Origin of the sequence: Tenacibaculum pelagium, assembly GCF_014062345.1 — a bacterium.
GTDB classification, from domain to species: domain Bacteria; phylum Bacteroidota; class Bacteroidia; order Flavobacteriales; family Flavobacteriaceae; genus Polaribacter; species Polaribacter pelagius.
This window is the reverse complement of record NZ_JACGLS010000004.1, coordinates 294,019-319,435: the sequence shown is the minus strand read 5'-3', so window position 1 is coordinate 319,435 and position 25,417 is coordinate 294,019. Positions and strand designations below refer to the sequence as shown.

The following is a 25,417-nucleotide window of genomic DNA, read 5'->3' as shown; positions in this document are numbered from 1 at the left end:
CAATTATCACTCCAAGTAGTCGCTAAACTCGTTGGCCATGCTTCATTACATTCATCTAACTTATAATCTGGTATTGCTACAATGATTGGAGCCGTTTCATCAGGTGTAATAGTAAATGTTTTTTCACACACTTTTACTTGTTCACACTCATCAGAAACTTCGTATTTTAAAATTACACTGCCGCCACAAGTTAATGGAGCTGTTAAATTATTTATATTTATTTCAACTTCATCTATAAAATACTTTTCTACAACTGTTCCATTCCCCCCTGAATAAGAAAAACCTGCTAGCCAATTACTAAAAGCAGTATTTATATCTTCTTGAGAAGTACAAGCATCTATTATTTGATCACCTGGACAAACTTGATTTAAAGGAATTAATGGCTCTCCGTTAACTTCAAACACTTCTTCTGCAGTACACCCAACAACTCCAGGTGCAAATTGTAATGTAGCAGAAACTTTATAAGCACCTGCTTCTGTTACATCTAGTTGATTTGTTGTTTCTCCAATAATTTCAACTCCGTTTTTATACCATTTATAACTAAAAGTATTCCCTACTGGTGAAGCTGTTGCTGTTAATGTTATACTATCTTCTGTACAGGCTATATCTTCTCCTTCAATTACAACAGCAACTTCTGGAGTATCCGCCAAACTGAATGGCCCAGCTAAATCTTTTAACTCAGCTGTAAATGAATCTGAAGATCTAGTTTTTACAATTACACTACCTAATGGACTCACACAATCTATACCAGGTGAACTACTTGAATCAAAACCTAAAGCAGTAGAATTAATCGCTATTTCAGCAAAAGTAGTTTCTCCATAATTTGCAACTATATCACCACCTTTACTTATAGTTCCCCAAGGTCCTGCTGGAACATCCCCTCCATCATTTACTTGTGCAAATATTGCTTGAGAACCTGGTGGTAAATCACTTCTTAACTGTATTTCGGCATATCCATAATTCCCTGCTCCATTACCTCCTGAATACTGAACATATCCATTATTGTCCTGCTTAAATTCAAAAGGCCTAAATGGCAATCCATTATGAGTATCAAAATAACTATCAGGAACACCTACTAACTCTACCCAAACATAAAGTTTAATTATAGCATTCGCCCCCCCATTAGCATAATTAACAGATAAAATAATATCCCCATGTTGCTCTACAGAACCATCTGGCTTAAATAAATAAGGTGTACGACCGCCGGTTGCAGATAAATCTACAACTGATTCAATTGTACCTCCTACTAAATTAACTTTCTCTCTAAAATATTCAAAATCTAAATAACTATCACCACTATCATTTCTTGTTGATGCTCCTAATAAAGCCCATTGGTCAGTACCAACAGTCGCTCCTTCTCTTCTTAAATGCCCAAACACATCTATAATATCATTTTTTTGAGGTACGGAAGCGTCAGTAATTGTCCAAGTATCTGGATTATCATTATTTTTATCTGAACCTCCTGTAAATACATTTGAATCAGAATTATTACCTTGAGCATTTTGATCTCTAATAAACACTGCATCAATCCATAATCTACCATCTACCACCGAGTATATAGGAACACTCATTCTTATTTCTGCTGAAGCATTATCATCTACTAATAAAGCAGCAGTTGTAGCTGTTGGTGTTTCATCTATAACTCCTTTTCCTGAGGCACCGAGAAACCAATCATCAGTCGCAGAAGGAAAGACTCCTCCATTTGGAAATGAAACAATTCCAGAGAAAACATCTGCATCGATTCCGAAATTGGCATGTACAGATGTCTCTGTGTTTATATTTTGCGACTGCGCTACATTCATTGAAAATAAAAAAAGCACAACAAGAAAACCTGTTATACTTTTTAAGTATTCATTTTTATTTTTAACAATGCAGTCTTTTAACGTAATTAACGCTGTTTTCCCCAAAACAGCTTTTTTGTTATTAAGCAACATAATGTAATGTTTTACATACTATTATTTTTTTGATTTTTTATTAAAAGGGCTGACCTCATACTAACATAACATGTTAGCTGTAAAAACATCTAAACGAGAGATTAAAGGTAAGAGGTTAAAAACGAGAGGTAATAGTAGTAGCTATATAAATAACTTTAGTTCAATAAGAGGAAATCTTTTTAAGAGGTGAATTTGAGAAGTTTGATTAGTTAATTCACTTACACAAATTTAAGAAATTATTTAATACACAGAACATTAACCAAATACTAACAAAGTAAAAAGGGGGATTTTCCTTATAAATAAATGTAGCTTATTTTATGTTTTTATCTACCCAATTTTGGGTTCTTAAAAGGCTATTTTTTTTTATATCTAACCAAAATAAATTAATGTCACCAGCATGATAATTTTTAAGAAATGACATAAAGAAGCGTAGTGGAAATTGGGGATTAGTTGACCAAACTAATCCATCAGTAATTTGAACTTTTAAAGCTTGAGAATACATTTTACCATTGCTATATAAAAAGCCTTTATGTTGCTGTAACTCTGTTGTCGTTTTCTTATCCCATGAAATAGGATTATTCGTTACACTTCCATTATACCAATTTTTATTTTTAGGGGTATTCCCCTTTTTAAAAGTATTCCAAGCTACAAAACCTCCTGTTACATTAGGCGAATACATAGGTTTAATACTTTTAAACTCGTTTGGTTTTACTCTTATTCCTGGAATATAAGCTGCTATTAGTTTTTTAGCTAACGGTTTTTCATCAAAAAAATCTTTTACTAACTGAACTGCATGCCTTGTTCCTTGACTATGTCCTACAAGAATAATCGGACGCTTGTTATTATATTTTTTTAAATAAACTTTGAAAGCGTTTTTAACATCACTATAAGCTAATTTTAATGCTTCTTTACCTTCTTTTTTATACCCTTTAACAAAAGAGCGGTAATGTGCTTGTCTATAAAAAGGTACATACATTTTACCTGTTTCAGCAAATGCGGATGATTGATACAAAACTGCTTTAGCAAGTACCTTTTTATTTTGCTCAACATCATCTATCGGTACATTCCAGCGATTATCTTTTTTACTCGTATTTAATGTCGGATATACATAAAACACATCAGCCTTTAAAGTATCTGGTTTTAAAGATGCGTATTTCTTAAACTCATTCGTATATTTTGTAGGCAATACAGCCCATGAATTTTCTAATTCGTAATTAGGCTGTGAAGGAATTTTCTTAGATGAAAAAGATTGTGTTTTGTAGGTAGATTTACAATTACTTAATAGAATGAAAGCAAGGGATAATATTATAATTTTTAAAAACCTTGCTCTCATATTAACTATGTATTTATTCTCTTTTAAATCGAATATAAACTAAGCGAATCTTCTTTCAATAATTTCGAATAATCGTGTTTCGTATTCTTCTTTTTCAGTCCAATTATAGTCTGGTTTTATCATTTTATTGATAAATTTCTTCGCTTCTTTTTCTGTTTTAAAAGTATTTAACTGCGAAACCACTCTATTAAAATCATTTTGATCTCCATTAAATAAATGTTTTACAAAAGCAATTCTATCATTCAATCCTATTTGAATAGAATTTTGTAGTTTATCGTTTAATGATTTTTTAGATTCAACTTTCTCAAATAAATCAGCCATAACATCTACCGAAATAGTGTCTTGTAATTCATCTTCAAGCGTTGGTGTTTTTTTATCACCAACATCTTTTACATCGCTTTTAACATCATCTGAGTTTTCAAAAATTAATGATTCTAATTCATCAAAAGGTTGCTCGGTAATTTCTTCAACTACTTTTAAATCTATTTCTTCTTCGATTATTTCATTAATCACATCATCTGCAATATCTTCAGCTTCTAACTCAATTGCCTCCTCTAAATCATCTAATTGATGTACAACTTTAACCTCTTCTACTATAGGTTCTTCTATTTTGTTTTTTTCAATTCTATTTTCCTCAGCCAACAAAATATCTTGCAATAACTCATTCTTTGTCTTAGACGGATTCGGAGTGTTATTAATATACTCTTCTACATAAGCTAAAACCGAAAGCTTTTCATAAACCTCGTATGCTTTCTGTTTTAACTCAAACACATCTTCCTTATTTTTCATCTGTAAAATACTGTGTGCTAAACTGGTTAAATCTGATGCGAGTTTTTTGTGCATAAGTTGTTGTTTGATTTTAATTTTTGCTGCTAAATTTTAATAAATTTGTTCCTTGTTCGAAAGTAACACAAAAATCAATAATTAGAGCTTAAAATTACAAAATGTTTCTTGAAAATACAGTAAATCATACAGAACAATTTGGTTGGATTGAGGTAATTTGCGGCTCAATGTTTTCGGGTAAAACCGAAGAATTAATTCGTAGACTAAAACGTGCGCAGTTTGCAAAACAACGCGTTGAAATTTTTAAACCATCGGTAGATACTCGTTACGACGATGAAGAAGTAGTATCTCACAATGATAGTAGAATTCGTTCTACACCAGTACCAGCATCGTCTAATATTCGTTTATTAGCCAATGATGTTGATGTTGTTGGAATTGATGAAGCTCAGTTTTTTGATGATGAAATCGTAGCAGTTTGTAACGATTTAGCCAACAGAGGCATTCGTGTTATTGTTGCTGGTTTAGATATGGATTTTAAAGGAAAACCTTTCGGTCCAATGCCGGCTTTAATGGCTACTGCTGAATATGTAACTAAAGTACATGCTGTTTGTACCCACACTGGTAACTTAGCACATTACAGTTATAGAAAAGCTCAAAGTGACGACTTAGTTTTATTAGGTGAAACTCAAGAATACGAACCTTTAAGTAGAGCTGCTTATTATAAAGCTATGCAAGAGCAAAACAACAAGAAAGAATCTTTATCAGATGAATAACCACGTAACTGTTTTAGAAATTAGCGCAGATGCTTTACAGCACAATCTTGATTATTTTAAACAAAAACTTGACTCTAAAACTAAAATTTTAGCAGTTGTTAAAGCTTTTGGATACGGAAGTGAATCTGTTGAAATTGCAAAATTGCTTCAAGATAAAGTTGATTATTTTGCTGTAGCATATGCTAATGAAGGAATTGTTTTACGTGAAGCAGGAGTTAAAACTCCTATCCTAGTTTTACACCCACAAATTCAAAACTTAAAAGAAATTGTAAAACATAGGTTAGAACCTAACTTATATAATTTTAAAATATTAGATGCTTTTTTACAATTAGCCGATGAAGCACCTTTAATGAACTATCCTGTTCATATAAAATTTAACACCGGTTTAAACAGACTAGGTTTTTGGCATACGGATGTACCTGTGCTTCTTACACAATTAAAGCAATCTAACAATATAAAAGTAGCCTCAGTTTTTTCTCACTTAGCTGCTAGCGAAGATGCTAATGAACAAGAATTCACCGTAGCTCAAATTAACAACTTTGCCTACATTGTAAAACAGATATATGAACATTTAGGATATGAGCCAATGATTCATATTTTAAATACTTCTGGAATTGTAAATTATCCTCAAGCACAATTTGACATGGTTCGTTTAGGAATTGGCTTATATGGTTTCGGAAATAACGAACAAGAGACATCTCAATTAAAAAATACGCATACATTAAAATCTATCATTTCTCAAATAAACATAGTTCAACCAGGAGAAACTGTTGGTTATAATAGAGCTTTTACCGCCAATAAAGAAACTCGTAGTGCAACTATACCAATTGGACATGCAGACGGAATATCAAGAAAACTAGGTAATGAAAATGGTTTTGTTATCATTAACAACCAAGCTGCTCCTATTATTGGTAATGTTTGTATGGATATGATTATGGTAGATGTTACAAAAATAGATTGCAAAGAAGGTGATGACGTAATTCTTTTCAATCATCAACAGCACATAGAATTTATGGCGCATAAATGTGAAACTATTCCTTATGAAATACTTACCGCCATATCGCAACGTGTAAAAAGATTGGTTAATAATTAATTTTTTTATATTTTTCAACTCAATTAACTATTAAAAATCAAATACATGGGAATGCTCAAAGAGTTTAAAGACTTTGCAATGAAAGGCAATTTAGTCGACATTGCAGTAGGTTTTGTTATGGGTGCTGCTTTTAACAAAGTAGTTGCTTCATTTACAGGAGGAATTGTTTCTCCTTTAATCGGACTTATATTTAACGCCGACTTTAAAGATTTAAAATATGTACTTAAAGAAGGTGTTGCTGATGAAGCTGGGAAAATTACTGGTGAAGTAGCAATGCTTTACGGTGAATTTTTAACTAACGTTATCGATTTTATTATCGTTGCTTTCGTAATGTTTATGGTAGTAAAAGCTGTTAACAAGATGAAGAAAAAAGAAGAACCTGCTCCAGAAGCACCAAAAGGGCCAAGTCAAGAAGATTTATTAGCTGAAATTAGAGATTTGTTAAAAAAACAATAACTAATTAATCTAATCGATTATAAAAAAAGGAGATGAATAATTCATCTCCTTTTTCTTTGTTTTTATTTTACATTAAATATGTTTTCCTTTTTCCCAACCGTGCTTTCCAAGGTACTGCTCTCCAGATTCTACTGCTCCATCTTCGATAGAAGTTCCCATAGAATCATTCCAACGATTCAAGTATCCAAAAAGAGAAATTACACCTAACATTTCAACAATTTCTCCTTCATTCCAATGCTTATATAATTCAGTTTTAATCTTCTCATCAACCATATTTGGTACCATTGAAGCAGCTAGCGAAAAATCTAACGCAGCACGTTCAGCATCAGAAAAAGCTGTATGCGTTTTATATTCCCAAATATTATCTAATTGTTCTTGTTCTGCTCCATAACGCTCAGCAGCTCGAATTGCATGTGCTTGACAATATCTACAACCTGTAGCATTACTCGACACCCAAGCAATCATTCTTTTTAAAGCAGAAGTTACTCTTCCTTCGTTTGCCATCACTGCTTTATTCAAATTAATAAATGCTTTTGAAATGGCTGGACGACGTTGCATAGTTAATACCGAATTAGGACAAAACCCTAATGTTTCATTAAAAAATTCTGCTAATTCTTTTGTTTCTAAATCATGATCTGCAGATAGTGGCGTTACTAATGGCATAGTTTTATATTTTAGTTTTTATTAATCGCTTTTTATAGTAAGTTTGTGTAAGTGTTCGATAAATTTTGTCGACAAACTCAAAACAACTTACGCAAGAAACAAAAAAAATATGGCATCACATACAGTTACCACAGTTTGGAAAGAAAATATGCAATTTGAGACAGACAATCCAAGCGGGCATAAAGTATTAATTGACACTTCTGAAGAAAACGGAGGAAACAATTCTGGCTTAGGACCAAAAGCAATGATGTTATCTGCGCTTGCTGGCTGCTCAGGATTAGATGTAGTTTCTCTATTTAAAAAGATGAGAATTAATATTGATGATTTTAAAATGGAAGCATCTGGAGAATTAACCGAAGAACATCCTAAATACTACCACACTGTAACTTTAGATTATCATTTCTACGGAACAAATTTAAACGAAGAAAAAATTAAAAAGGCAGTTGATTTATCCATAGAAAAATACTGTGGAGTAATGGAAATGTTTAGAAAATTTGCTGATGTAAAAACTGCAATTTATTTTCATAATAAATAAAGAGTTTAATTGCTATGCGCTGGAAATTAAAACCAGAACCCAATAAAGAAAAAGTAACTCAATTAGCTAAAGATTTATCGATCGATAAAACTTTGGCTAAAATTTTAGTGCAACGTAATATTGATACGTTTGATAAAGCAAAACAGTTTTTTCGTCCATCTTTAGAAGATTTACACGATCCATTTTTAATGAAGGATATGGATATTGCTGTAAGACGAATAGAAGAAGCAATTTCCAACAACGAAAACATTTTAGTTTTTGGTGATTATGATGTTGATGGAACCACAGCTGTTTCTTTAATGTCATCATATTTAAAAACAATACATCCAAATATAGCTACTTATATTCCGGATAGATACGAAGAGGGATATGGAGTTTCTTATATGGGAATTGACTACGCAGAAGACAATGATTTTTCTTTAATTATAGCATTAGATTGTGGTATAAAAGCAATTGATAAAGTAACCTATGCATCAGAAAAAAACATCGATTTTATTATTTGTGATCACCACAAACCTGGAACTGAAATTCCGAAAGCTATTGCGGTTTTAAATCCAAAACAAGCTGATTGTAATTATCCGTACGATGAATTATGTGGTTGTGGAGTTGGATTTAAATTGATTCAGGCTTTAGCTTCAAAAAGAAATCAAACTATAGATGATTTAACTGAGTATTTAGATTTAGTGGCAACAGCAATTGCCGCTGATATTGTTCCGATGACTGGAGAAAATAGAACACTTGCTTATTTCGGATTACAAGTTATTAATTCGCAACCAAGAAACGGAATTAAAGCTATTATTCATCAATTACAGAAAAAAGAATTAACGATTACTGATGTTGTTTTCATTATAGCTCCACGAATAAATGCAGCTGGTAGAATGAAGCATGGAAATTACGCTGTAGAACTACTAACAGAAATGGATTTTGACTCTGCAGTCGAATTTGCCTCCTCTATCGAAAAATTTAATTCTGACAGAAAAGAATTAGATAAAAAAATAACTCAAGAAGCCTTACTTCAAATTAAGAACAATGAAGAAACTGAAAAATTCACCTCAGTAGTTTTTGATGAGAGCTGGCACAAAGGAGTTATAGGTATTGTTGCATCAAGATTAATAGAAACTTACTACAGGCCTACGTTAGTATTTACTAAAAGTGGCGATAAATTAGCAGCATCAGCAAGATCGGTAAAAGGGTTTGATGTGTACAATGCTTTAGAACAATGTTCTGAGTTTATTGAGCAATTTGGCGGACACAAATACGCAGCAGGTTTAACCTTACTTCCTGAGCAATACGATAATTTTAAAAACAAATTTGAAGAAGTAGTTGCATTAACTATTGATAAACAGTTATTGATTCCTGAAATCACTATTGACACAGAAATAGATTTATCAGAGATTACCCCAAAGTTTTACAGAATTATACAACAGATGGCTCCTTTTGGTCCACAGAATATGAAGCCTACTTTTTCTACAACTTCTGTAAGAGATAATGGTTATGGAAAACAGGTAGGTGTTGATAAAAGTCATTTAAAACTAAATATCATCTATGGCTCCGATAGAAAAACATATGGAGCTATTGGCTTTGGACTAGGTAACAAAATTTCTTCTATCCAAAATGATTTTGACATCGCATATACTTTAGATGAAAATACTTGGAACAACCACACATCAATTCAGCTTTCTTTAAAAGATCTAAAATAACTATTTAGAATAAATCTAAATAATTTTTATATTTGTCTCCATATCAAAAACATTATGGAAGGCATTAAAAAAATATATTCTAATGGTATTGGAATTTCATTTGAATGGAAAAATTCAAGCTCTAATCTGACTCAAATTATTTTTAGAGATACAGGTTTTCATTTAAAAGAAAGTGAAATAGAAGAGTTTTTAGAAAAAATTTCTGATTCTAAAAAACAAAAAAAATGCGCCACTTGTACTAAGGGGGATGACTGCAAATCTATCTTATTACAAACCCCTTCAAATAAAGTGAGCATGGCAGTTTCTAAAGTAGAACTAGGTCAAATAGACGATTTAATAAAAGGAACTTTATTTCAAATAAGATTAAACAACTACTTAAATAGCTTGTGTAAAAATTAAAAGAGCTTGCATAATTTGCAAGCTCTTTTAATTTTATTTTTCTTTAATCAAATACATATAAACTGGATAGTGATCACTGTATCCTCCTGTATATTTACCCCATGAAAAACTTCTAAAGGGATACCCTTTATAACGTCCTTTCTTTTGAGTTAAAAAACGCTTGTTAAAGATTCCAGATTTAAACATTTTAAAAGAAGAAAAATCTTTTTCTCCTTTATCTAGTAATGGCGAAGTAATTAAAATTTGATCAAATAAATTGATATTATCTCTATATCCTAAAGTATTAAATCCACGACGAAACATGTTTTCATAAGGATTATAAATATCTCCTTCTTTTACATTTTTCTTTTTCGCTTTAGCTTTCAAAACAGTTTTAAAACTAGAGTTGATAGGATCATCATTAAAATCACCCATAACAATTACTTTAGCATTTGGATCATCTTCTTTGATCTTCTCGATAATCTGAGTAACCTTATAAGCTGCTTTTTCACGCAAAGGTCTACTTTTAGCTTCACCTCCTCTTCGAGATGGCCAGTGATTTACAATTACATGTACCAATTCGTCATCTAAGTATCCCGAAACCCATAAAATATCACGAGTATACACTTTTCTATTCTCACTATATATATTAGGATTGAAAGCTTCAAAATGAATTGGTTTAAAATATCTTTTCTGATATAACAATGCTACATCAATACCTCTTTTATCAGGAGAATCGAAATGAATAATTCCATAATTCTTCTTTTTTAACTTATCTGTAGCTATAAGATCTTCTAATACTTTTTTATTCTCTACTTCAACTACACCTAATAAAGCTGGACTAGTTTTAGCTTTATCTGAACCTAATTGAAGAATAACATTAGATAATTTATCCAATTTATCTTTATAAACTTTCTCTCTACCACTCTTCATTTCCATTATAGGACTTTTCTCATCCTCTTTTTCTGGATCATTTATAGGATCAAAAAGATTTTCTAAATTGTAAAACCCAACAGTTCTTATTTTATATTGCTTTTGTTGAGCGAATGATGAAAACACTACAAAAACCACTACTAAAATTGATATTACTTTTTTCATTTAATAAAATTTACGCGGCAAAAATAAAACAAAATTTAAGCCAAAAAATTATTACATGTTAAAATAACACATTTCATAATGTTAATTTAACATTGAATCAGTTAAAAATTTATTAATTTTGCGTCCCTTTTCTCATATATTGTTGAGAACAAGGATTAACTTAATTAAATATTTTATAAACAAACATTTATGAGAAATTTTACATTAACAATATTACTGATGTTTTCAAGCATACTTGCTATGAATGCGCAGAATATTGTAAAAGGAATCGTAATAAACAACGATTCTGAAAAACCTCTACCAGGTGTTTCTGTAAGTGTAAAAAGCGCCAATATTAATAGTACAACTGATGCTAATGGAGCTTTTACATTAAACGGTTTACCTAACGGAAGACAAGTTGTAGTTGTATCTTTTAATGGGTTTGAAATCCAAAATTTTCCAGTTCAATTATCAGGAAAGGAAGTTGATTTAGGGACTATCTTAATGTATGAAGATGTATCTGAAGACCAAGACTTAAGCACAATTACTATTACTGATGATGAATTAAGTGATGATGCAAGTGCTGCAGATAACATTTCTGGTCTTTTACAAGCCTCTAGAGACATTTACTCTAGAACAGCTGCCTTTGAATGGAGTGGATCTTTTTACAGAATTCGTGGTTTAGATTCTGAAAATGGTAAAGTTTTGATCAATGGTATTGAAATGAACAAATTATACAACGGTCGCCCACAATGGAGTAACTGGGGTGGTCTAAATGATGTATTAAGAAATCAAGAATTTAGCAATGGTTTAACTCCTTCTAATTATACTTTTGGTGGTGTTTTAGGTTCAACTAACATCAATACTAGAGCCTCTGAATATAGAAAAGGAGGAAGAATATCTTATGCTAGTTCTAACAGAAGTTATTCTCATCGTTTAATGGCTACCTACTCCAGTGGTTTATTAGAAAATGGATGGGCAATTACTGCATCAGGTAGTAGAAGAGCAGGTAACGAAGGTTATGTAGATGGAACTTTTTATGATGCAAATTCTATTTTCTTATCTATAGAGAAGCAATTAAACGACAAGCATGCCTTAAACTTAACTGTAATTGCTGCAGAAAACGAAAGAGGTAAATCATCTCCAAATACTCAAGAAGTTTTTGATATAAGAGATATAAAATATAATTCATACTGGGGTTACCAAAATGGTAAAATGAGAAACTCTCGTGTTAAAAGGTTATACGAACCTATTATCATGTTAAACCATTACTGGGACATCTCAGACAACAGCACATTAAACACCAATGTTAGCTATCAATTTGGAGAAATAGGAAATAGCCGTTTAGATTATAATGGTGCAAATAACCCTGATCCAACATATTATAGAAAACTTCCAAGTTGGGCTTTATCAGATCCTAATGGACCTGATTACGAAAAAGCATATAAATCTTTAATCAACTTCCAAGAGAATGGACAAATTGATTGGGATGAATTAATTATAGGTAACTTAGGTTCTCCTGAAAATGCTAGAGTTATTTTATACGAAGATAGAAATGACGATAAACAATTTACTGCTAACACTATCTTTTCTTCAGAATTAACAGATAACATTACATTAACTGCTAGTGCTGAATATAGAAAATTAGAGTCTGAAAATTTCGCAACTCCAATCGATATGTTGGGTGGAACAGGATATAGAGATGTTAATACATTTGGAAATACTTTCGATCAACAACAAAGTAACATTTTAACACCTAACAGAACTATAGGACTTGGAGATAGATTCAAGTACAACTATATTTTTGATTCTGAAATCTATGGAGGTTTTGCTCAATTACAATTTAAATACAACAAGGTTGATTTTTATGTAGCTGGTCAAGCAAGCCAAACAAGTCACCAAAGAGAAGGTTTATATCAAAATGGATATTTCCCAAATAACTCTTTAGGTAAATCTAAAAAATTAGACTTTTTTAATTACGGTGCTAAAGGAGGTTTAACTTATAAAGCTTCTGGTCGTCATTTAATTGATTTTAATGGAGCCTACATTACAAAAGCTCCTTCTTTAAGAAACTCATTTTCTAACTCAAGAGCTAACAACATTTCTGTAGCTGATGTAGCAGAATTAAATAGTGAAAAAATCTTAACTGGAGATATTAGTTATATTTTTAGAAGCCCAATGATTACTTCAAAAGTAACTGGTTATTTTACTGATATTTATGACGCTACTGAAATTTCTTTCTTCTTTGCAGATGGTATTGGTGGAGACAATTCTGCTTTTATCCAAGAAATATTAACTGGTATTGATAAAAGACACTTTGGAGTTGAATTAGGTATTGAAGCTAAAGTAACTTCTACATTAACTTTAAAAGGAGCTGCTAACATCGGTCAATATACTTATAACAATAACCCCAACTTGGTTATTACAACTGAAAACGCTTCTACTCCTGGTTTTACAAACGGTAAAAGAGATTTAGGTCAATCTTCTCTTAAAGATTATCGTTTAGCTGCTGGACCACAAAAAGCATATTCTTTCGGGTTTGATTATAGAGACCCTGACTACTGGTGGTTTGGTGCAACTGTGAATTATTTAGACCAAGCTTTTGTTGATGTTTCTCCAATTAGAAGAACAACAAACTTTATCGCAGATGTAGATGGACAACCTTTCCCTGGTTATGACCCTGTGGTAGCTAGACAATTATTGCAACAAGAACAATTTGATGACTACTTTGTTGTAAATGTTATTGGAGGTAAATCTTGGAAAGTAGGAAATAACAAATACATAGGCCTTTTCGCTAGTGTAACAAACCTTCTTAACGAAGAATATAAAACAGGTGGTTTTGAACAAGGAAGAAATGCCAACTATATTGAACTTCGTGATGACAACGCTAACGGTCAACCTTCTTTTGGTAACAAATATTGGCACGGAAGAGGAACAACTTATTTTATTAATGTAAATTACAGATTCTAAAAACTTTCTAAAATGAAAAAAATAAATTTATATAAAATATTTGCAATTTTATTTATTGCACTATCTACTGGTTCTTGTGTAGATAACAACGATTTTGAACTACCTATGGTAGGTGAAGATAAACAATACGAAAACTTAAAAACCTTAAGTGAAATTGCTGCTCTTTACAATGGAGACAATATCGTATTTAACGAAGAAATTAACACATTTGGTTATGTTATTTCTGATGATAGAGAAGGAAACTTCTTTAAAACATTAATCATTCAAGATAAACCTGAAGACCCAACTATTGGTTTTGAGATTAGAATAGATGCCACTAATGTAAATGCAATTTATAATGTTGGTAGAAAAGTTTATATTAAACTTAATGGGTTAGTATTAGGAAAATATTTCGAAAATTTCCAAATAGGCGCTAACGACAATGGAAATGTTGATAGAATCGATGAATTAGACTATAGAAAACACATTGAGCGTTCTTCAGAAATTGTTGATATTGTCCCTACAAAACTTACAATTGGTGAATTAACAGAAAGCCATATTAACACTCTTGTAGAGATTGATGATGTTCAATCAGAAGAAAGAGGTGTTAGTTACGCAAACCCAGACAATACTTTTTCTGTAAACAGAAATTTTAAAAGTTGTGCTACTTTCGAAACTATTATTATGAGAACTAGTGGATTTGCTAATTTTAAATCTAACTTAATTCCTGACATGAAAGGTAATATTACTGGTATTGTTGGTAAATTTAGAAACGATTATCAAATTTACATTAGAGACACTGAAGATGTAGACTTAACTCAAGAATACGGTTGTAACAACAACCCTACAGCTGCAACTTTAGCTGAAATTAAAGATTTATATACCGGAAGTGAAACTACAATTACTCAAAATTCTAAAATTAAAATTGTAATCACTTCAGATTTATCTAAAGCTAATACTTCAAACCAAAATGCTTTTGGACAAGATGCTACTGCTGGTATAGCTTTACGTTTTAGCAGTGCTTACGATTTAAACTTAGGAGATGAGATTGAAGTTGCTGTAGGAGGATTAAAATTAAGTGAGTTTAGAGGTTTATTACAATTAAACTTATCTACTAGCGATATTCTAGGTAAAACTACTGGTACTTTACCAACCCCAGAAGTTATTACAATTGCACAAGCGTTAACTGGAGATTACCAAGGTAAACTAGTTTCTATTGAAGGTGTACAATTTAAAGATATTACTAAAACATACTCAGGAAATAATGAATTAACTTCAGACTGTGATGATGTCTTAACTACATTTGTAAGTAGCTCTGCTACTTTTGCTGGAGATCAAGTAAGTGATAAAAAAGGTACTATAACAGGTGTTATGTCTGCATATAATACTCCTCAAATTTATATTAGAGATACTACTGATGTGAATTTTACTGAAGATTATGCTTGTGGTTCAACCACTCCTACAGGTCCAGTAAAATTATTCTTCTCTGAATATGCAGAAGGAAGTAGCAACAATAAGTATTTAGAAATTTATAATCCATCTACAGAAAATGTAGATTTAACTGCATACGCATATCCTAATGTTTCTAATGCTCCAACAACTGTTGGTGAGCATGAATTCTGGAATGAATTCCCAGCTGGGGCTACAATTGCTCCAGGAGGAGTTTATATTATTGCTCATGGATCTGCAAATGCTGAGATTTTAGGAAAAGCTAACCACACTTTTAATTTCTTAAGTAATGGTGATGATGGTTTTGCTTTAGTACATGGAACTGAAACTAGCTTTACTGTATTAGATAGAGTAGGTGATTGGAATGGTGATCCAGGTACTGGATGGGAAGTTGCAGGAATTGCAAATGCAACACAAAACCATACTTTAGTTCGTAAATCTTCTATTACTGAAGGAAACGCAGATTGGACTGCTAGTGCGGGTACTAATACAACAGATTCTGAATGGGAAGTAAAAGACATAGATGATTTTACTTCATTAGGTTCTAGATAATCTCTTGATTACAAAACATTAAAAACCCAAGTTTTAAAACTTGGGTTTTTTTATGCATCTTTATATCGTAAATAGTAATTATGTTTTCAAATAAGAGGATCACAAGAGCCTTCAATCAAGCAAAAAAACTTCCTTTAAATAAAGAGTCAAAATACATTTTGTTTTCTGACTGCCATCGAGGGGATAACAGTTTCGCTGATGATTTTTCTCATAACAGAAAAATATTTCATCATGCTTTATCTCAGTATCTTCAAAAGGGTTTTACGTATATAGAACTAGGTGATGGTGACGAGCTTTGGGAAAACAAATTCGCCAATATCTTTAATGCAAATAAAGATGTGTATTTATTATTAAAAGAGTTTCACGAAAAAAACAGATTACATTTTATTTGGGGAAATCACGATATGGATTATCGAAATCCAAAAAAAATTGCAAAAAACTTGCATTACTATTACGACACTGCAGATGGTAAAGAAAAAGAACTAATGATAGGAGTTTCATTTTCTGAAGCTATTCGATTAGAACAAGAAGATTGTAAATCAGTTTTTTTATTACATGGGCATCAAGCAGATTGGTTTAACTACATTTTTTGGCGTTTTAGCAAGTTTCTTGTTAAAATTCTTTGGCGTCCATTACAATTAATAGGAATAGATGATCCTACGAGTCCAGCTAAAAACTTTAAAGAATTAATAAAAGTTGAAGGTCGACTCGAAAAATGGATTAAAAACAACAACAATCAAATGATTGTTACTGGACATACACACCGCCCTCGTTTTCCTTCACCTAATGAGTTACCACATTTTAACGACGGTAGCTGTGTACATCCACGATGTATTACTGGGCTTGAAATTGAAAACAATAAAATAACACTTATTAAATGGCATGTAGTAACCAATGAAAACGGAACCATGCAAATAATAAGAAAAATTCTTGAAGGTCCTGAGGATATTTCTCAGTATATTTAATTTTTTAACACTTCATTAACACCTATAACCTTTAAGCATTGTTCCTTTCAAACGACAACATTTGTCAAATTACTTTATGAATGAAATTTAAACTATTCTCTTTACTTTTTACAATTATATCTTTTACTAGTTTTTCTCAAGAAAAAATAAATCCTAAATTCGGTAATGGCCTTTTTAATTTAATAGGAAAAGACAGTACTTGGTCTATGAATATTTCAGCGAGAATGCAGTTTTTAACGGTTGCTCAATGGGGTTCAGATTCTAACGGTTTATCAAACCCTTCCTCTTCTTTTTTAGTTAGAAGAGCTAGGTTAAAATTTAATGGTTTTGCTTTATCTCCTAAACTACAATATAAAATAGAATTAGGCTTATCAAATAACGATATAGGTAACCCTTCAGAACATACCAATAACGCACCAAGATATATTTTAGATGCTTTTATTAAATGGAATTTTCACAAAAACTTCGAACTATGGATAGGACAAACCAAACTACCTGGAAATCGTGAACGAGTAGTTTCTTCTGGAAATTTACAATTTGTCGAGCGTTCTTTATTAAATAGTGAATTTAACATTGATAGAGATTTAGGGATACAATTACGTCATCACTTTAATTTATCAGACAAATTTATCGTTCGTGAAGCTTTATCTATTGGTCAAGGAGAAGGAAGAAATATAACTACGGGTAATTTAGGAGGACATCAATATACTGGTCGAATTGAGTTTTTACCATTTGGTCTTTTTAAAGATTTTGGTGATTATAGTGGTAGTGACTTAATTAATGAGCAAAAGCCTAAACTTGCAGTAGGTTTTACATTTGATCTTAATCAAAACGCTGTAAAAAACAGAAGTAATCTCGGAGAATATATGAAAAGTGATGTTGGTTTTTATAGAACTAATATTTCTACTGTATTTGTTGATGCAATGTTTAAGTATAAAGGTTTTTCATTTATGGGAGAATATGCACATAGAGATGCTAAAGACCCTATTGCAAAAAACTCTGATGGGACACCAACTGGAGACATCGTACAGATAGGTAATGGTCTTAACCTGCAAACAGGATATTTATTCTCAAAAAAATGGGAGATATCTGGTAGATATACAAATATAAACCTTGACAAAAACATTACTGTAAAAGGAGCTGAGAATCAATACACATTAGGTTTATCTAAATACATTGTTGGTCATAAATTAAAAGTACAAACAGATCTAAGTTACTTAGATATAGTTAATAATACAAACGAATTAATGTACCGTTTACAGGTAGATATTCATTTTTAAAAAAATAACGTAAACCTAACATAAACACTCGAATAGTGTTTGTAGATTTGCAAATCTTAAACAAAACTATAAAATGGGAGATCCATATATTTTAATGCTTGTTGCCTTAGCTATTTTAGCCATTGTTGATTTAGTTGTAGGTGTTAGTAATGATGCTGTTAACTTTTTAAATTCAGCAATTGGTTCTAAAGCTATTAAGGTTAGAAACATCATGATAATTGCCAGTGTGGGTGTATTCTTCGGAGCAATTACATCAAGTGGAATGATGGAGGTAGCACGTAAAGGTATTTTTAATCCTAATATGTTCATGTTTCAAGACATCATGTTCATATTTATGGCGGTAATGATTACTGATATTTTACTATTAGATATCTTTAACTCGTTAGGGATGCCTACTTCAACTACGGTATCAATTGTATTTGAACTACTGGGTGCAGCTGTATGTATTTCTTTAATTAAAATATCATCAAACGATTCTCAGTCAATTTCAGACATTTGGAACTATATCAATCACAAGAAAGCTGTTGAAATTATAAATGGAATTCTACTTTCTGTTGTGGTTGCTTTTTCTGTAGGTGCTATTGTTCAGTTTATTTCAAGATTAATTTATTCTTTTAATTTTGAAAAAAGAGCAAATTATATCAATGCTTTGTTTGGTGGTTTTGCTATCACTGCAATTACTTATTTCATCATTATAAAAGGAATGAAAGGAACTCCTTTTTATAAAGACATTAAACATTTAATTGAAGGAAATACCTTAGCAATTATTACAGGAAGTTTTGTTGTTTGGAGTTTAATTTCTCAAGCATTAATCAGCTTCTTTAAAATAAATATTTTAAAATTAATTATTGGAGTAGGTACCTTCTCTTTAGCGATGGCTTTTTCTGGTAACGACTTGGTAAATTTTGTTGGTGTACCAATCGCAGCATGGAACTCATACCAAGCATGGGAAGTTTCTGGAGTATCTGCAGATGCCTTCTCAATGGGGATTTTAGCTAAAAAAGTACCATCTAATGTTTGGTTATTATTAATGGCTGGTGCCATAATGGTAGTTACTTTATGGACTTCTAGTAAAGCACAAAACGTAATCAAAACAGGTATCGATTTATCTCGTCAAGGTGAAGGTCATGAGAAATTTAAACCAAACCCTTTATCTAGAGTTGTAGTAAGAGCCGCTATGGGAATTAACGCTGGTATTAGCGCTATCGTTCCTGCAAAAACATTAGCTTTTGTAGATTCAAAATTTCAAAAACCAGTAATCGAGTTACCAAAAGATAAAACCTACGAAATGCCTGCTTTCGATTTAGTAAGAGCAGCTGTTAACTTAATTGTAGCCGGTATCTTAATTTCTATTGCAACTTCAATGAAATTACCTTTATCTACCACCTATGTAACATTTATGGTGGCAATGGGTACTTCTTTAGCTGATAGAGCTTGGGGACGTGAAAGTGCTGTATATAGAGTTGCTGGTGTAATTAATGTTGTTGGTGGTTGGTTCTTAACTGCTATTACTGCTTTTGTAGCTGCTGCTATTGTAGCTTACTTAATTAGCTGGAACATGGTAATGATTCCTGTAATGTTATTAGTAGTTGCATTATTAATTGGAAGAAATACTTTAATCCACAGAAAAAAATCGAAAGAAGTTAAAAAGCAAATTCATATTGAAAGAGCTGAATTAATTACGATTAATGGAGTAATTGAAGAAAGTGCTGATCATATTGCTGAAGTTGCAACTCGTGTTAACAAGTTATACACAAATGTTGTTAACGATTTAGCTAATCACGACTTAAATAAGCTACGTAAAACTGATAAACACGTTGGTAAGTTAAACGATGAAATTGATGGCTTAAAAGATGGTGTTTTCTACTTTATTAAATCGTTAGATGATACTTCTGTACAAGCAAGTAGATTCTATATTTTAGTTTTAGGTTACTTACAAGATGTTGCACAATCTATTAGTTATATTTCTAGAGCAAGTTTTAAACATGTTAACAATAACCATAAAGCTCTTAAAAAAGGACAATTAAAAGATTTAAAACATATTGATAATACTTTATCTAAATTATTAGAAGACATCAGTAGTGCATTTGAAAATAGAAGCTTCGATAATTTAGAAGATATTATAAACGAAAAGAAAGAATTATTAAAAGATGTTTCTGCTTCTATCGAAAAACAAGTTGCTCGTATTAGAACAGACGAAACAAGTCCAAAAAATACTACATTATACTTTAGTATTTTAATTGAAACACAAGATTTAGTTTCTGGTCTTATGAGTTTATTAGAAACGTATGAGGAATTTCATATTAGTACTAAAAACATTTAAGATTACTATATAAAAACAAAAACCGAGCTTTAAAAGCTCGGTTTTTTTTATACGTTATATTTTTTCTCCTTGACTATTTTTTCATTGGTCTCATTAAACCTTCTTGAGCAACCGAAGCAACTAATTTTCCATCTCTTGTGTAAATGTTTCCACAAGCAAAACCACGTGCTCCAAACGAGTTCGGACTTTCTACTGAAAATAACATCCAGTCATTAAAATCGAAATCACGATAAAACCACATCGAATGATCTAAACTTGCCATCTGTGTGTTTCCGAAATTGGCAACACTAGCATTCGGATTTAAACAAGCTGTTAAAATATTGTAATCAGATATATAGGTTAAAATTTGTTGTTTAATCGCTAACTCTAAATTTGAAGAATCTCCTTTTAATTTAAACCAAACATCAACAACTGGAGGCAAATCTTTCATATCTAAAGGATTTGCAATTTGCACGGGTTTAAAATCTATTGGACGCTCAATACTTAAAAAGGCTTTCATTTTCTTAGGTAGAAAATCGCCAAACTGATCTAACATATCTGTCCAACTAAACAATTCTTCAGGTTGTTTAATATCTTTTTTAATTGGCATTTGATGTTCGTGTCCTTCTTCTTTCTTATGAAAAGAACAAGCCAAGATAAAAATCGTTTTATCGTTTTGATGTGCCGTTACTCTTCGCGTAGAAAAACTGCCTCCATCACGAATTGTTTGTACATTATATGTAATCGGAATTTCAAGGTTTCCAGCCTCTAAAAAATAAGAATGTAACGAATGTAGTGTTCTTTCTTTTGGAACCGTTCTATACGCTGCATTTAACGATTGCGCCAATACTTGACCTCCAAAAACATTCGGACTACCAATATCTTTACTAACTCCGTTATAATTATTATCTCCTATATCATCAAGGGTGAGTATTTTTAATAACTCTTGTGTGTTTTTCATTTTTAACTAAGCTTTTTTAGTTTTAAAAGGAAGCTTCTGCTTAAATTCAGAAGGTTGAATTCTTTTTAAAAACAATTTTAAAATACCATTTGGTATCGATTTTTTATGACGTAAATAGATTGTTAAATCCTGAGGAATAGCGCCAACCGAACTTTTTATTTCGCTTGCAGTTCTACCAAAATTAATTGCTTTTACTTTTTTACTAATTCCTAAAGAAATATAATCATATAGCATTCTTTGGTACACAGCATAATCTCTGTTGTACTTATAATCTATACCTACAAAATGAGCATCTAACGAATTCTGATTAATAATTCCTGACAAGAAACCTACCACCTCATCTTCTAACCAATAAACTTTTAAAATATAATCTTCTCCTAAGTTTTCTTTTAACGATTTATAGGTTTGTAAATCAAAGTCTCCTAAATTAAAACTTGCTTTGTTAGACACCGTCTTATAAAGCTTCGTCATTTTAGGCAACAATTCGTCTAAGTTCTCTACTTTAATTTCTTCAATTCTTAAATGAGAACTTAGTTTTAAAGCTTTTCTTGCTTTTACTCTAAACTTTGTTTTAAGTGCAGCTAAATAATCATCAAAAGTATCCCAATCCTCATCTAAATGAAGCATCATGTTAGGTTCTACTTTAAACGAATTGTATCCTTCTTCGTAAAGTTCATCGGTAATGTAAAGTGACTCTTTTTCAAAATCTTTTAACATGAAGGCGTCTGCAGAATTTTGAATACTGGTATTAGAAAATTCTACAACAGCTTTTGCTATTTGTCGAATTACTTCTTTTTTATCTTGACCATCTTTAATAAAAACTCCGTGTTCTCCGCTTACAAAAGTGTTACCACAAGTAAGTACTTTAAATGGTTTTTCAGGAGAAATAATTCGTAGTTTTCTTCCCATACATTTCACCCATTCTACAATAGATTGCATGTCGTTTTGAACGCTATCTAAAAAGAAATTTACAATTTGAACTGTAGCTAAAGCTATTGCCTTATTATCTTCATCGAACAACACAACATAGGCAAATTGTATGTCAGAATTATGCTTTTCGAGCGATTTTAAATATTTTGGATGAAAGTATAAATTATTAATACAATCTAACTGAGTCCATACCGTATTGGGTATTTCTTGTATCGAAGAATAGTATTGAGTATTAAGTGTATGGTTATTACAAGATAAAAAATTCACAGATCCCCTTCTAATTTGAGTGTAAATTAGTGAATATTTTGCAATCTGTATAGTTATTCATCTTTTCATAAAAACAAAAAACCGACACCTAATTATAGGTGTCGGTTTTTATAATTGTTTTAAATTAAAAACTATCCTACAATATTGATAATTTTACCTGGTACAATAATTACCTTCTTTGGCTCTCGTCCAGCGAGTTGTGCCTGTGTTTTTTCATTCGCCATAACCACTTTTTCTATTTCTTCTTTACTCATATCTAATGGTAGCTCTAAGGTAAAACGCATTTTACCGTTGAATGAAACTGGATAATTTTTAGAACTTTCTACTAAATATGAAGCTTCAAACTTTGGAAAAGCTACTGTAGCAATAGACTCTGTGTGACCTAACTGACTCCATAATTCTTCTGCAATATGTGGTGCATATGGAGAAATTAACACTAATAATGGCTCTAAAACAGCACGTTTATTACACTTCTGAGCTGTTAACTCATTTACAGCAATCATAAACGTAGAAACTGATGTATTGAAAGAGAAATTCTCAATATCTTCTTCTACTTTTTTGATTGTTTTATGTAATGTTTTTAATTCTTCTTTTGTTGGTTCAACGTCAGAAACATTTACTCCGTTTTCGCCAATGTATAACTTCCATAATTTTTTAAGGAAAGAATATACTCCCGAAATACCTGATGTTTTCCAAGGTTTTGTTTGCTCTAATGGCCCTAAGAACATTTCGAATAAACGTAAACTATCTGCTCCGTATTCTTCACAAATTAAATCTGGATTTACAACATTGTATTTCGATTTCGACATCTTTTCAACCTCACGACCTACAATATATTTACCATCTTCTAAAATAAATTCAGCGTCTTTAAAATCTATATTTAAAGGATGGTTTTTAAATCCTTCAATATCTAATTCATCTGAAGCATTTACTAAAGAAACATCTGTATGAATAGGTTGTACCTTCTTATCCTCTATTAAACCTTTTGACACAAAAGAATTTGTTCCTTCTACTCTATAAACAAAAGCAGAAGTTCCTAAAATCATTCCTTGGTTAATCAGTTTTTTAGCAAACTCATCCACTGGTAATAAACCTCTATCAAATAAGAACTTTTGCCAAAAACGTGCATATAATAAGTGTCCTGTTGCATGCTCAGAGCCACCAATGTATAAATCTACTTCTTTCCAGTAATCAACCGCTTCTTTACTTACAAATTCTCCTTCGTTATTCGAATCCATGTAACGGTTAAAATACCAAGAACTTCCTGCCCACCCAGGCATTGTGTTTAGCTCTAAAGGAAAGATACTAGTGTCATTTATTAAATTATTTGAAACTACTTTACTATTAATGGTGTCCCAAGCCCATTCTGTTGAGTTTCCTAATGGTGGTTTTCCATCTTCAGTAGGCAAATATTTCTCTACTTCTGGTAACTCAATCGGTAAATGCTCTGCGTCAATCATTTTCGGAATTCCGTCTTTGTAATATACTGGGAATGGCTCTCCCCAATAACGTTGACGACTAAATACTGCATCGCGTAAACGATAATTTATTTTTCCAAAACCAAAACCTCTTTTTTCTAGTTCATAGATTACGGTTTTCATTCCCTTTTTATAATTTAAACCATCTAAGAAATCAGAGTTTACTAACTTAATTCCGTCTTTTGCATCGTTTGCTTTTTCAGAAATATCAACATCAGCAAAAATATTTGGAATCTCTAATCCGAAGTGTTTTGCAAAATCATAATCACGTTGATCACCGCAAGGTACTGCCATAACCGCTCCTGTTCCGTAGCTTGCTAATACGTAATCTCCAATCCAAATTGGTACTTGCTTACCTGTAAACGGATGTAAAGCATAGGCTCCTGTAAATACACCAGAAATGGTTTTTACATCTGCCATACGATCACGCTCAGAACGTTTTGAAGTAGCTTCAACATAAGCTTCTACAGCTTCTCGTTGTTCATCAGTTGTAATTTGCGCCACTAAATCATGTTCTGGAGCTAGGGTCATAAAAGACACTCCAAAAATTGTATCAGGACGTGTTGTAAACACATCTATTTTAGCATCGTAATTCTCAACATCAAAAGAAACCATTGCTCCTTGTGAGCGACCAATCCAATTGGTTTGAGAATCTTTTAACGGCTGTGGCCAATCTATATTTTGTAATCCATCTAATAAACGTTGTGCATAGGCAGAAATTCGCATAGACCATTGAGTCATTTTTTTACGAACCACAGGATGCCCTCCACGTTCTGAAACTCCGTTTACAATTTCATCATTTGCTAATACTGTTCCTAATGCCGGACACCAGTTTACTTCTGTATCCGATAAAAATGTTAAACGATATTGTAATAATATTTCTTGTTGTTCTTTGGTTGAAAAAGATTTCCATCCTTCTGCAGTAAATTCAACAATATCTTCATCAGAAACTGCATTTATGTTTGCATTTCCTTCTGCTTCAAATTTTGAAATTAACGTTGAAACATCTTCTGCCTTATCGGTATCTTTATTATACCAAGAGTTGAATAATTGAATGAAAATCCACTGCGTCCATTTATAATATTCTGGACTTGATGTACGTACTTCACGAGACCAATCGAAAGAAAATCCGATATTATCTAACTGACGACGGTATGTTTTAATATTTGTCTCTGTAGTAATTGCAGGATGCTGCCCTGTTTGAATCGCATATTGTTCTGCTGGTAAACCAAAAGAATCATACCCTTGTGGATGCAATACATTGAATCCTTTATGACGCTTGTAACGTGCATAAATATCAGAAGCAATATAACCTAACGGATGCCCTACATGTAACCCCGCTCCCGATGGATAAGGAAACATATCTAACACATAATATTTAGGTTTCTCAGATTCATTACTGGCTTTAAAAGTTTGGTTATCTGCCCAAAACTGTTGCCATCTCTTTTCTATCTCTTGATGATTGTATTGCATTGTATCTCTTTTAAGAAGCTGCAAATTTACGGTTATTGTTTGGAAGTAGAAAGCGTCGTTTATAGGAATTTACTGCCACAAAAAAG

General features: G+C 31.8%; 18 protein-coding genes and 1 pseudogene. 11 read left to right on the top strand and 8 right to left on the bottom strand.

Going from position 1 to position 25,417, the window contains the following annotated elements; all coding sequences use genetic code 11:
• The 3 genes and pseudogenes from H3Z83_RS10430 to H3Z83_RS10420 all read right to left on the bottom strand — a co-directional run.
• Window positions 1–1,934: pseudogene (locus H3Z83_RS10430) on the bottom strand (hypothetical protein); the annotation flags it as partial.
• 310 nt (window positions 1,935–2,244) lie between these two features.
• Entirely contained in the window at window positions 2,245–3,267 is a 1,023-nt protein-coding gene (locus H3Z83_RS10425; RefSeq protein WP_182125430.1) for a DUF3089 domain-containing protein, read from the bottom strand.
• Between the two features lie 39 nt (window positions 3,268–3,306).
• Window positions 3,307–4,110: a hypothetical protein gene (locus H3Z83_RS10420; RefSeq protein ID WP_182125429.1), complete on the bottom strand. Its 804-nt coding sequence runs from the start codon at window positions 4,108–4,110 to the stop codon at window positions 3,307–3,309.
• Window positions 4,111–4,211: 101 nt separating this feature from the next.
• Between H3Z83_RS10420 and H3Z83_RS10415 the strand changes: the two genes are divergently transcribed.
• Genes H3Z83_RS10415 through mscL form a run of 3 tightly spaced genes read left to right on the top strand, consistent with a single transcriptional unit; the run spans window position 4,212 to window position 6,372 of the window.
• Window positions 4,212–4,823: a thymidine kinase gene (locus H3Z83_RS10415; protein ID WP_182125428.1), complete on the top strand. Its 612-nt coding sequence runs from the start codon at window positions 4,212–4,214 to the stop codon at window positions 4,821–4,823.
• Window positions 4,816–5,916 carry an alanine racemase gene (gene alr, locus H3Z83_RS10410; RefSeq protein WP_182125427.1) on the top strand — a complete coding sequence of 367 codons (1,101 nt, stop codon included), beginning with the start codon at window positions 4,816–4,818 and terminating at the stop codon, window positions 5,914–5,916. Before H3Z83_RS10415 ends, alr begins: the two co-directional genes overlap by 8 nt.
• A gap of 51 nt (window positions 5,917–5,967) precedes the next feature.
• Window positions 5,968–6,372 carry a large-conductance mechanosensitive channel protein MscL gene (gene mscL, locus H3Z83_RS10405; RefSeq protein ID WP_220455467.1) on the top strand — a complete coding sequence of 135 codons (405 nt, stop codon included), beginning with the start codon at window positions 5,968–5,970 and terminating at the stop codon, window positions 6,370–6,372.
• Between the two features lie 72 nt (window positions 6,373–6,444).
• Here the strand turns inward: mscL and H3Z83_RS10400 are convergent, their stop codons facing one another.
• Complete coding sequence (locus tag H3Z83_RS10400) at window positions 6,445–7,035, bottom strand: carboxymuconolactone decarboxylase family protein (protein ID WP_182125425.1); 591 nt, start codon at window positions 7,033–7,035, stop codon at window positions 6,445–6,447.
• Between the two features lie 109 nt (window positions 7,036–7,144).
• Here H3Z83_RS10400 and H3Z83_RS10395 point away from each other — a divergent pair, with 109 nt between their 5' ends.
• The 3 genes from H3Z83_RS10395 to H3Z83_RS10385 are packed head-to-tail and all read left to right on the top strand — an operon-like array spanning window position 7,145 to window position 9,669.
• Window positions 7,145–7,570, top strand: coding sequence for an OsmC family protein (locus H3Z83_RS10395; RefSeq protein WP_182125424.1), 426 nt, complete (start codon window positions 7,145–7,147; stop codon window positions 7,568–7,570).
• Window positions 7,571–7,584: 14 nt separating this feature from the next.
• Window positions 7,585–9,270: a single-stranded-DNA-specific exonuclease RecJ gene (gene recJ, locus H3Z83_RS10390; protein ID WP_182125423.1), complete on the top strand. Its 1,686-nt coding sequence runs from the start codon at window positions 7,585–7,587 to the stop codon at window positions 9,268–9,270.
• Window positions 9,271–9,324: 54 nt separating this feature from the next.
• On the top strand, window positions 9,325–9,669 hold the full coding sequence (locus H3Z83_RS10385; protein WP_182125422.1) for a hypothetical protein: 345 nt from the start codon (window positions 9,325–9,327) through the stop codon (window positions 9,667–9,669).
• 33 nt (window positions 9,670–9,702) lie between these two features.
• On the opposite strand, the gene H3Z83_RS10380 is transcribed toward H3Z83_RS10385, so the two are convergent.
• On the bottom strand, window positions 9,703–10,746 hold the full coding sequence (locus H3Z83_RS10380; RefSeq protein WP_182125421.1) for an endonuclease/exonuclease/phosphatase family protein: 1,044 nt from the start codon (window positions 10,744–10,746) through the stop codon (window positions 9,703–9,705).
• Window positions 10,747–10,935: 189 nt separating this feature from the next.
• Here H3Z83_RS10380 and H3Z83_RS10375 point away from each other — a divergent pair, with 189 nt between their 5' ends.
• The 5 genes from H3Z83_RS10375 (at window position 10,936) to H3Z83_RS10355 (ending at window position 20,243) form a co-directional block, all read left to right on the top strand.
• Window positions 10,936–13,695: a TonB-dependent receptor gene (locus tag H3Z83_RS10375; RefSeq protein WP_182125420.1), complete on the top strand. Its 2,760-nt coding sequence runs from the start codon at window positions 10,936–10,938 to the stop codon at window positions 13,693–13,695.
• Window positions 13,696–13,707: 12 nt separating this feature from the next.
• On the top strand, window positions 13,708–15,675 hold the full coding sequence (locus H3Z83_RS10370) for a DUF5689 domain-containing protein (protein ID WP_182125419.1): 1,968 nt from the start codon (window positions 13,708–13,710) through the stop codon (window positions 15,673–15,675).
• 80 nt (window positions 15,676–15,755) lie between these two features.
• Window positions 15,756–16,640 carry a metallophosphoesterase gene (locus tag H3Z83_RS10365; protein ID WP_182125418.1) on the top strand — a complete coding sequence of 295 codons (885 nt, stop codon included), beginning with the start codon at window positions 15,756–15,758 and terminating at the stop codon, window positions 16,638–16,640.
• An 80-nt stretch (window positions 16,641–16,720) separates the two neighbouring features.
• Window positions 16,721–17,920, top strand: a complete 1,200-nt coding sequence (locus tag H3Z83_RS10360) for a porin (protein WP_182125417.1) — start codon at window positions 16,721–16,723, stop codon at window positions 17,918–17,920.
• A gap of 73 nt (window positions 17,921–17,993) precedes the next feature.
• A complete protein-coding gene (locus tag H3Z83_RS10355; RefSeq protein WP_182125416.1) occupies window positions 17,994–20,243 on the top strand; it encodes an inorganic phosphate transporter in 2,250 nt (749 codons plus the stop codon).
• Window positions 20,244–20,316: 73 nt separating this feature from the next.
• On the opposite strand, the gene H3Z83_RS10350 is transcribed toward H3Z83_RS10355, so the two are convergent.
• The 3 genes from H3Z83_RS10350 to leuS form a co-directional block, all read right to left on the bottom strand.
• Window positions 20,317–21,183: an acyl-CoA thioesterase gene (locus tag H3Z83_RS10350; RefSeq protein WP_182125415.1), complete on the bottom strand. Its 867-nt coding sequence runs from the start codon at window positions 21,181–21,183 to the stop codon at window positions 20,317–20,319.
• A gap of 6 nt (window positions 21,184–21,189) precedes the next feature.
• Window positions 21,190–22,380, bottom strand: coding sequence for a GNAT family N-acetyltransferase (locus H3Z83_RS10345; protein ID WP_182125414.1), 1,191 nt, complete (start codon window positions 22,378–22,380; stop codon window positions 21,190–21,192).
• Window positions 22,381–22,511: 131 nt separating this feature from the next.
• On the bottom strand, window positions 22,512–25,331 hold the full coding sequence (gene leuS, locus H3Z83_RS10340) for a leucine--tRNA ligase (protein WP_182125413.1): 2,820 nt from the start codon (window positions 25,329–25,331) through the stop codon (window positions 22,512–22,514).
• Between the last annotated feature and the right edge of the window lie 86 nt (window positions 25,332–25,417).

Excerpts from the sequence above, each read along its gene's own strand:
- H3Z83_RS10425 (WP_182125430.1), bottom strand. The coding sequence starts at position 3,267 with ATGAGAGCAAGGTTTTTAAAAATTATAATATTATCCCTTGCTTTCATT.
- H3Z83_RS10420 (WP_182125429.1), bottom strand. The coding sequence starts at position 4,110 with ATGCACAAAAAACTCGCATCAGATTTAACCAGTTTAGCACACAGTATT.
- H3Z83_RS10415 (WP_182125428.1), top strand. The coding sequence starts at position 4,212 with ATGTTTCTTGAAAATACAGTAAATCATACAGAACAATTTGGTTGGATT.
- alr (WP_182125427.1), top strand. The coding sequence starts at position 4,816 with ATGAATAACCACGTAACTGTTTTAGAAATTAGCGCAGATGCTTTACAG.
- mscL (WP_220455467.1), top strand. The coding sequence starts at position 5,968 with ATGCTCAAAGAGTTTAAAGACTTTGCAATGAAAGGCAATTTAGTCGAC.
- H3Z83_RS10400 (WP_182125425.1), bottom strand. The coding sequence starts at position 7,035 with ATGCCATTAGTAACGCCACTATCTGCAGATCATGATTTAGAAACAAAA.
- H3Z83_RS10395 (WP_182125424.1), top strand. The coding sequence starts at position 7,145 with ATGGCATCACATACAGTTACCACAGTTTGGAAAGAAAATATGCAATTT.
- recJ (WP_182125423.1), top strand. The coding sequence starts at position 7,585 with ATGCGCTGGAAATTAAAACCAGAACCCAATAAAGAAAAAGTAACTCAA.
- H3Z83_RS10385 (WP_182125422.1), top strand. The coding sequence starts at position 9,325 with ATGGAAGGCATTAAAAAAATATATTCTAATGGTATTGGAATTTCATTT.
- H3Z83_RS10380 (WP_182125421.1), bottom strand. The coding sequence starts at position 10,746 with ATGAAAAAAGTAATATCAATTTTAGTAGTGGTTTTTGTAGTGTTTTCA.
- H3Z83_RS10375 (WP_182125420.1), top strand. The coding sequence starts at position 10,936 with ATGAGAAATTTTACATTAACAATATTACTGATGTTTTCAAGCATACTT.
- H3Z83_RS10370 (WP_182125419.1), top strand. The coding sequence starts at position 13,708 with ATGAAAAAAATAAATTTATATAAAATATTTGCAATTTTATTTATTGCA.
- H3Z83_RS10365 (WP_182125418.1), top strand. The coding sequence starts at position 15,756 with ATGTTTTCAAATAAGAGGATCACAAGAGCCTTCAATCAAGCAAAAAAA.
- H3Z83_RS10360 (WP_182125417.1), top strand. The coding sequence starts at position 16,721 with ATGAAATTTAAACTATTCTCTTTACTTTTTACAATTATATCTTTTACT.
- H3Z83_RS10355 (WP_182125416.1), top strand. The coding sequence starts at position 17,994 with ATGGGAGATCCATATATTTTAATGCTTGTTGCCTTAGCTATTTTAGCC.
- H3Z83_RS10350 (WP_182125415.1), bottom strand. The coding sequence starts at position 21,183 with ATGAAAAACACACAAGAGTTATTAAAAATACTCACCCTTGATGATATA.
- leuS (WP_182125413.1), bottom strand. The coding sequence starts at position 25,331 with ATGCAATACAATCATCAAGAGATAGAAAAGAGATGGCAACAGTTTTGG.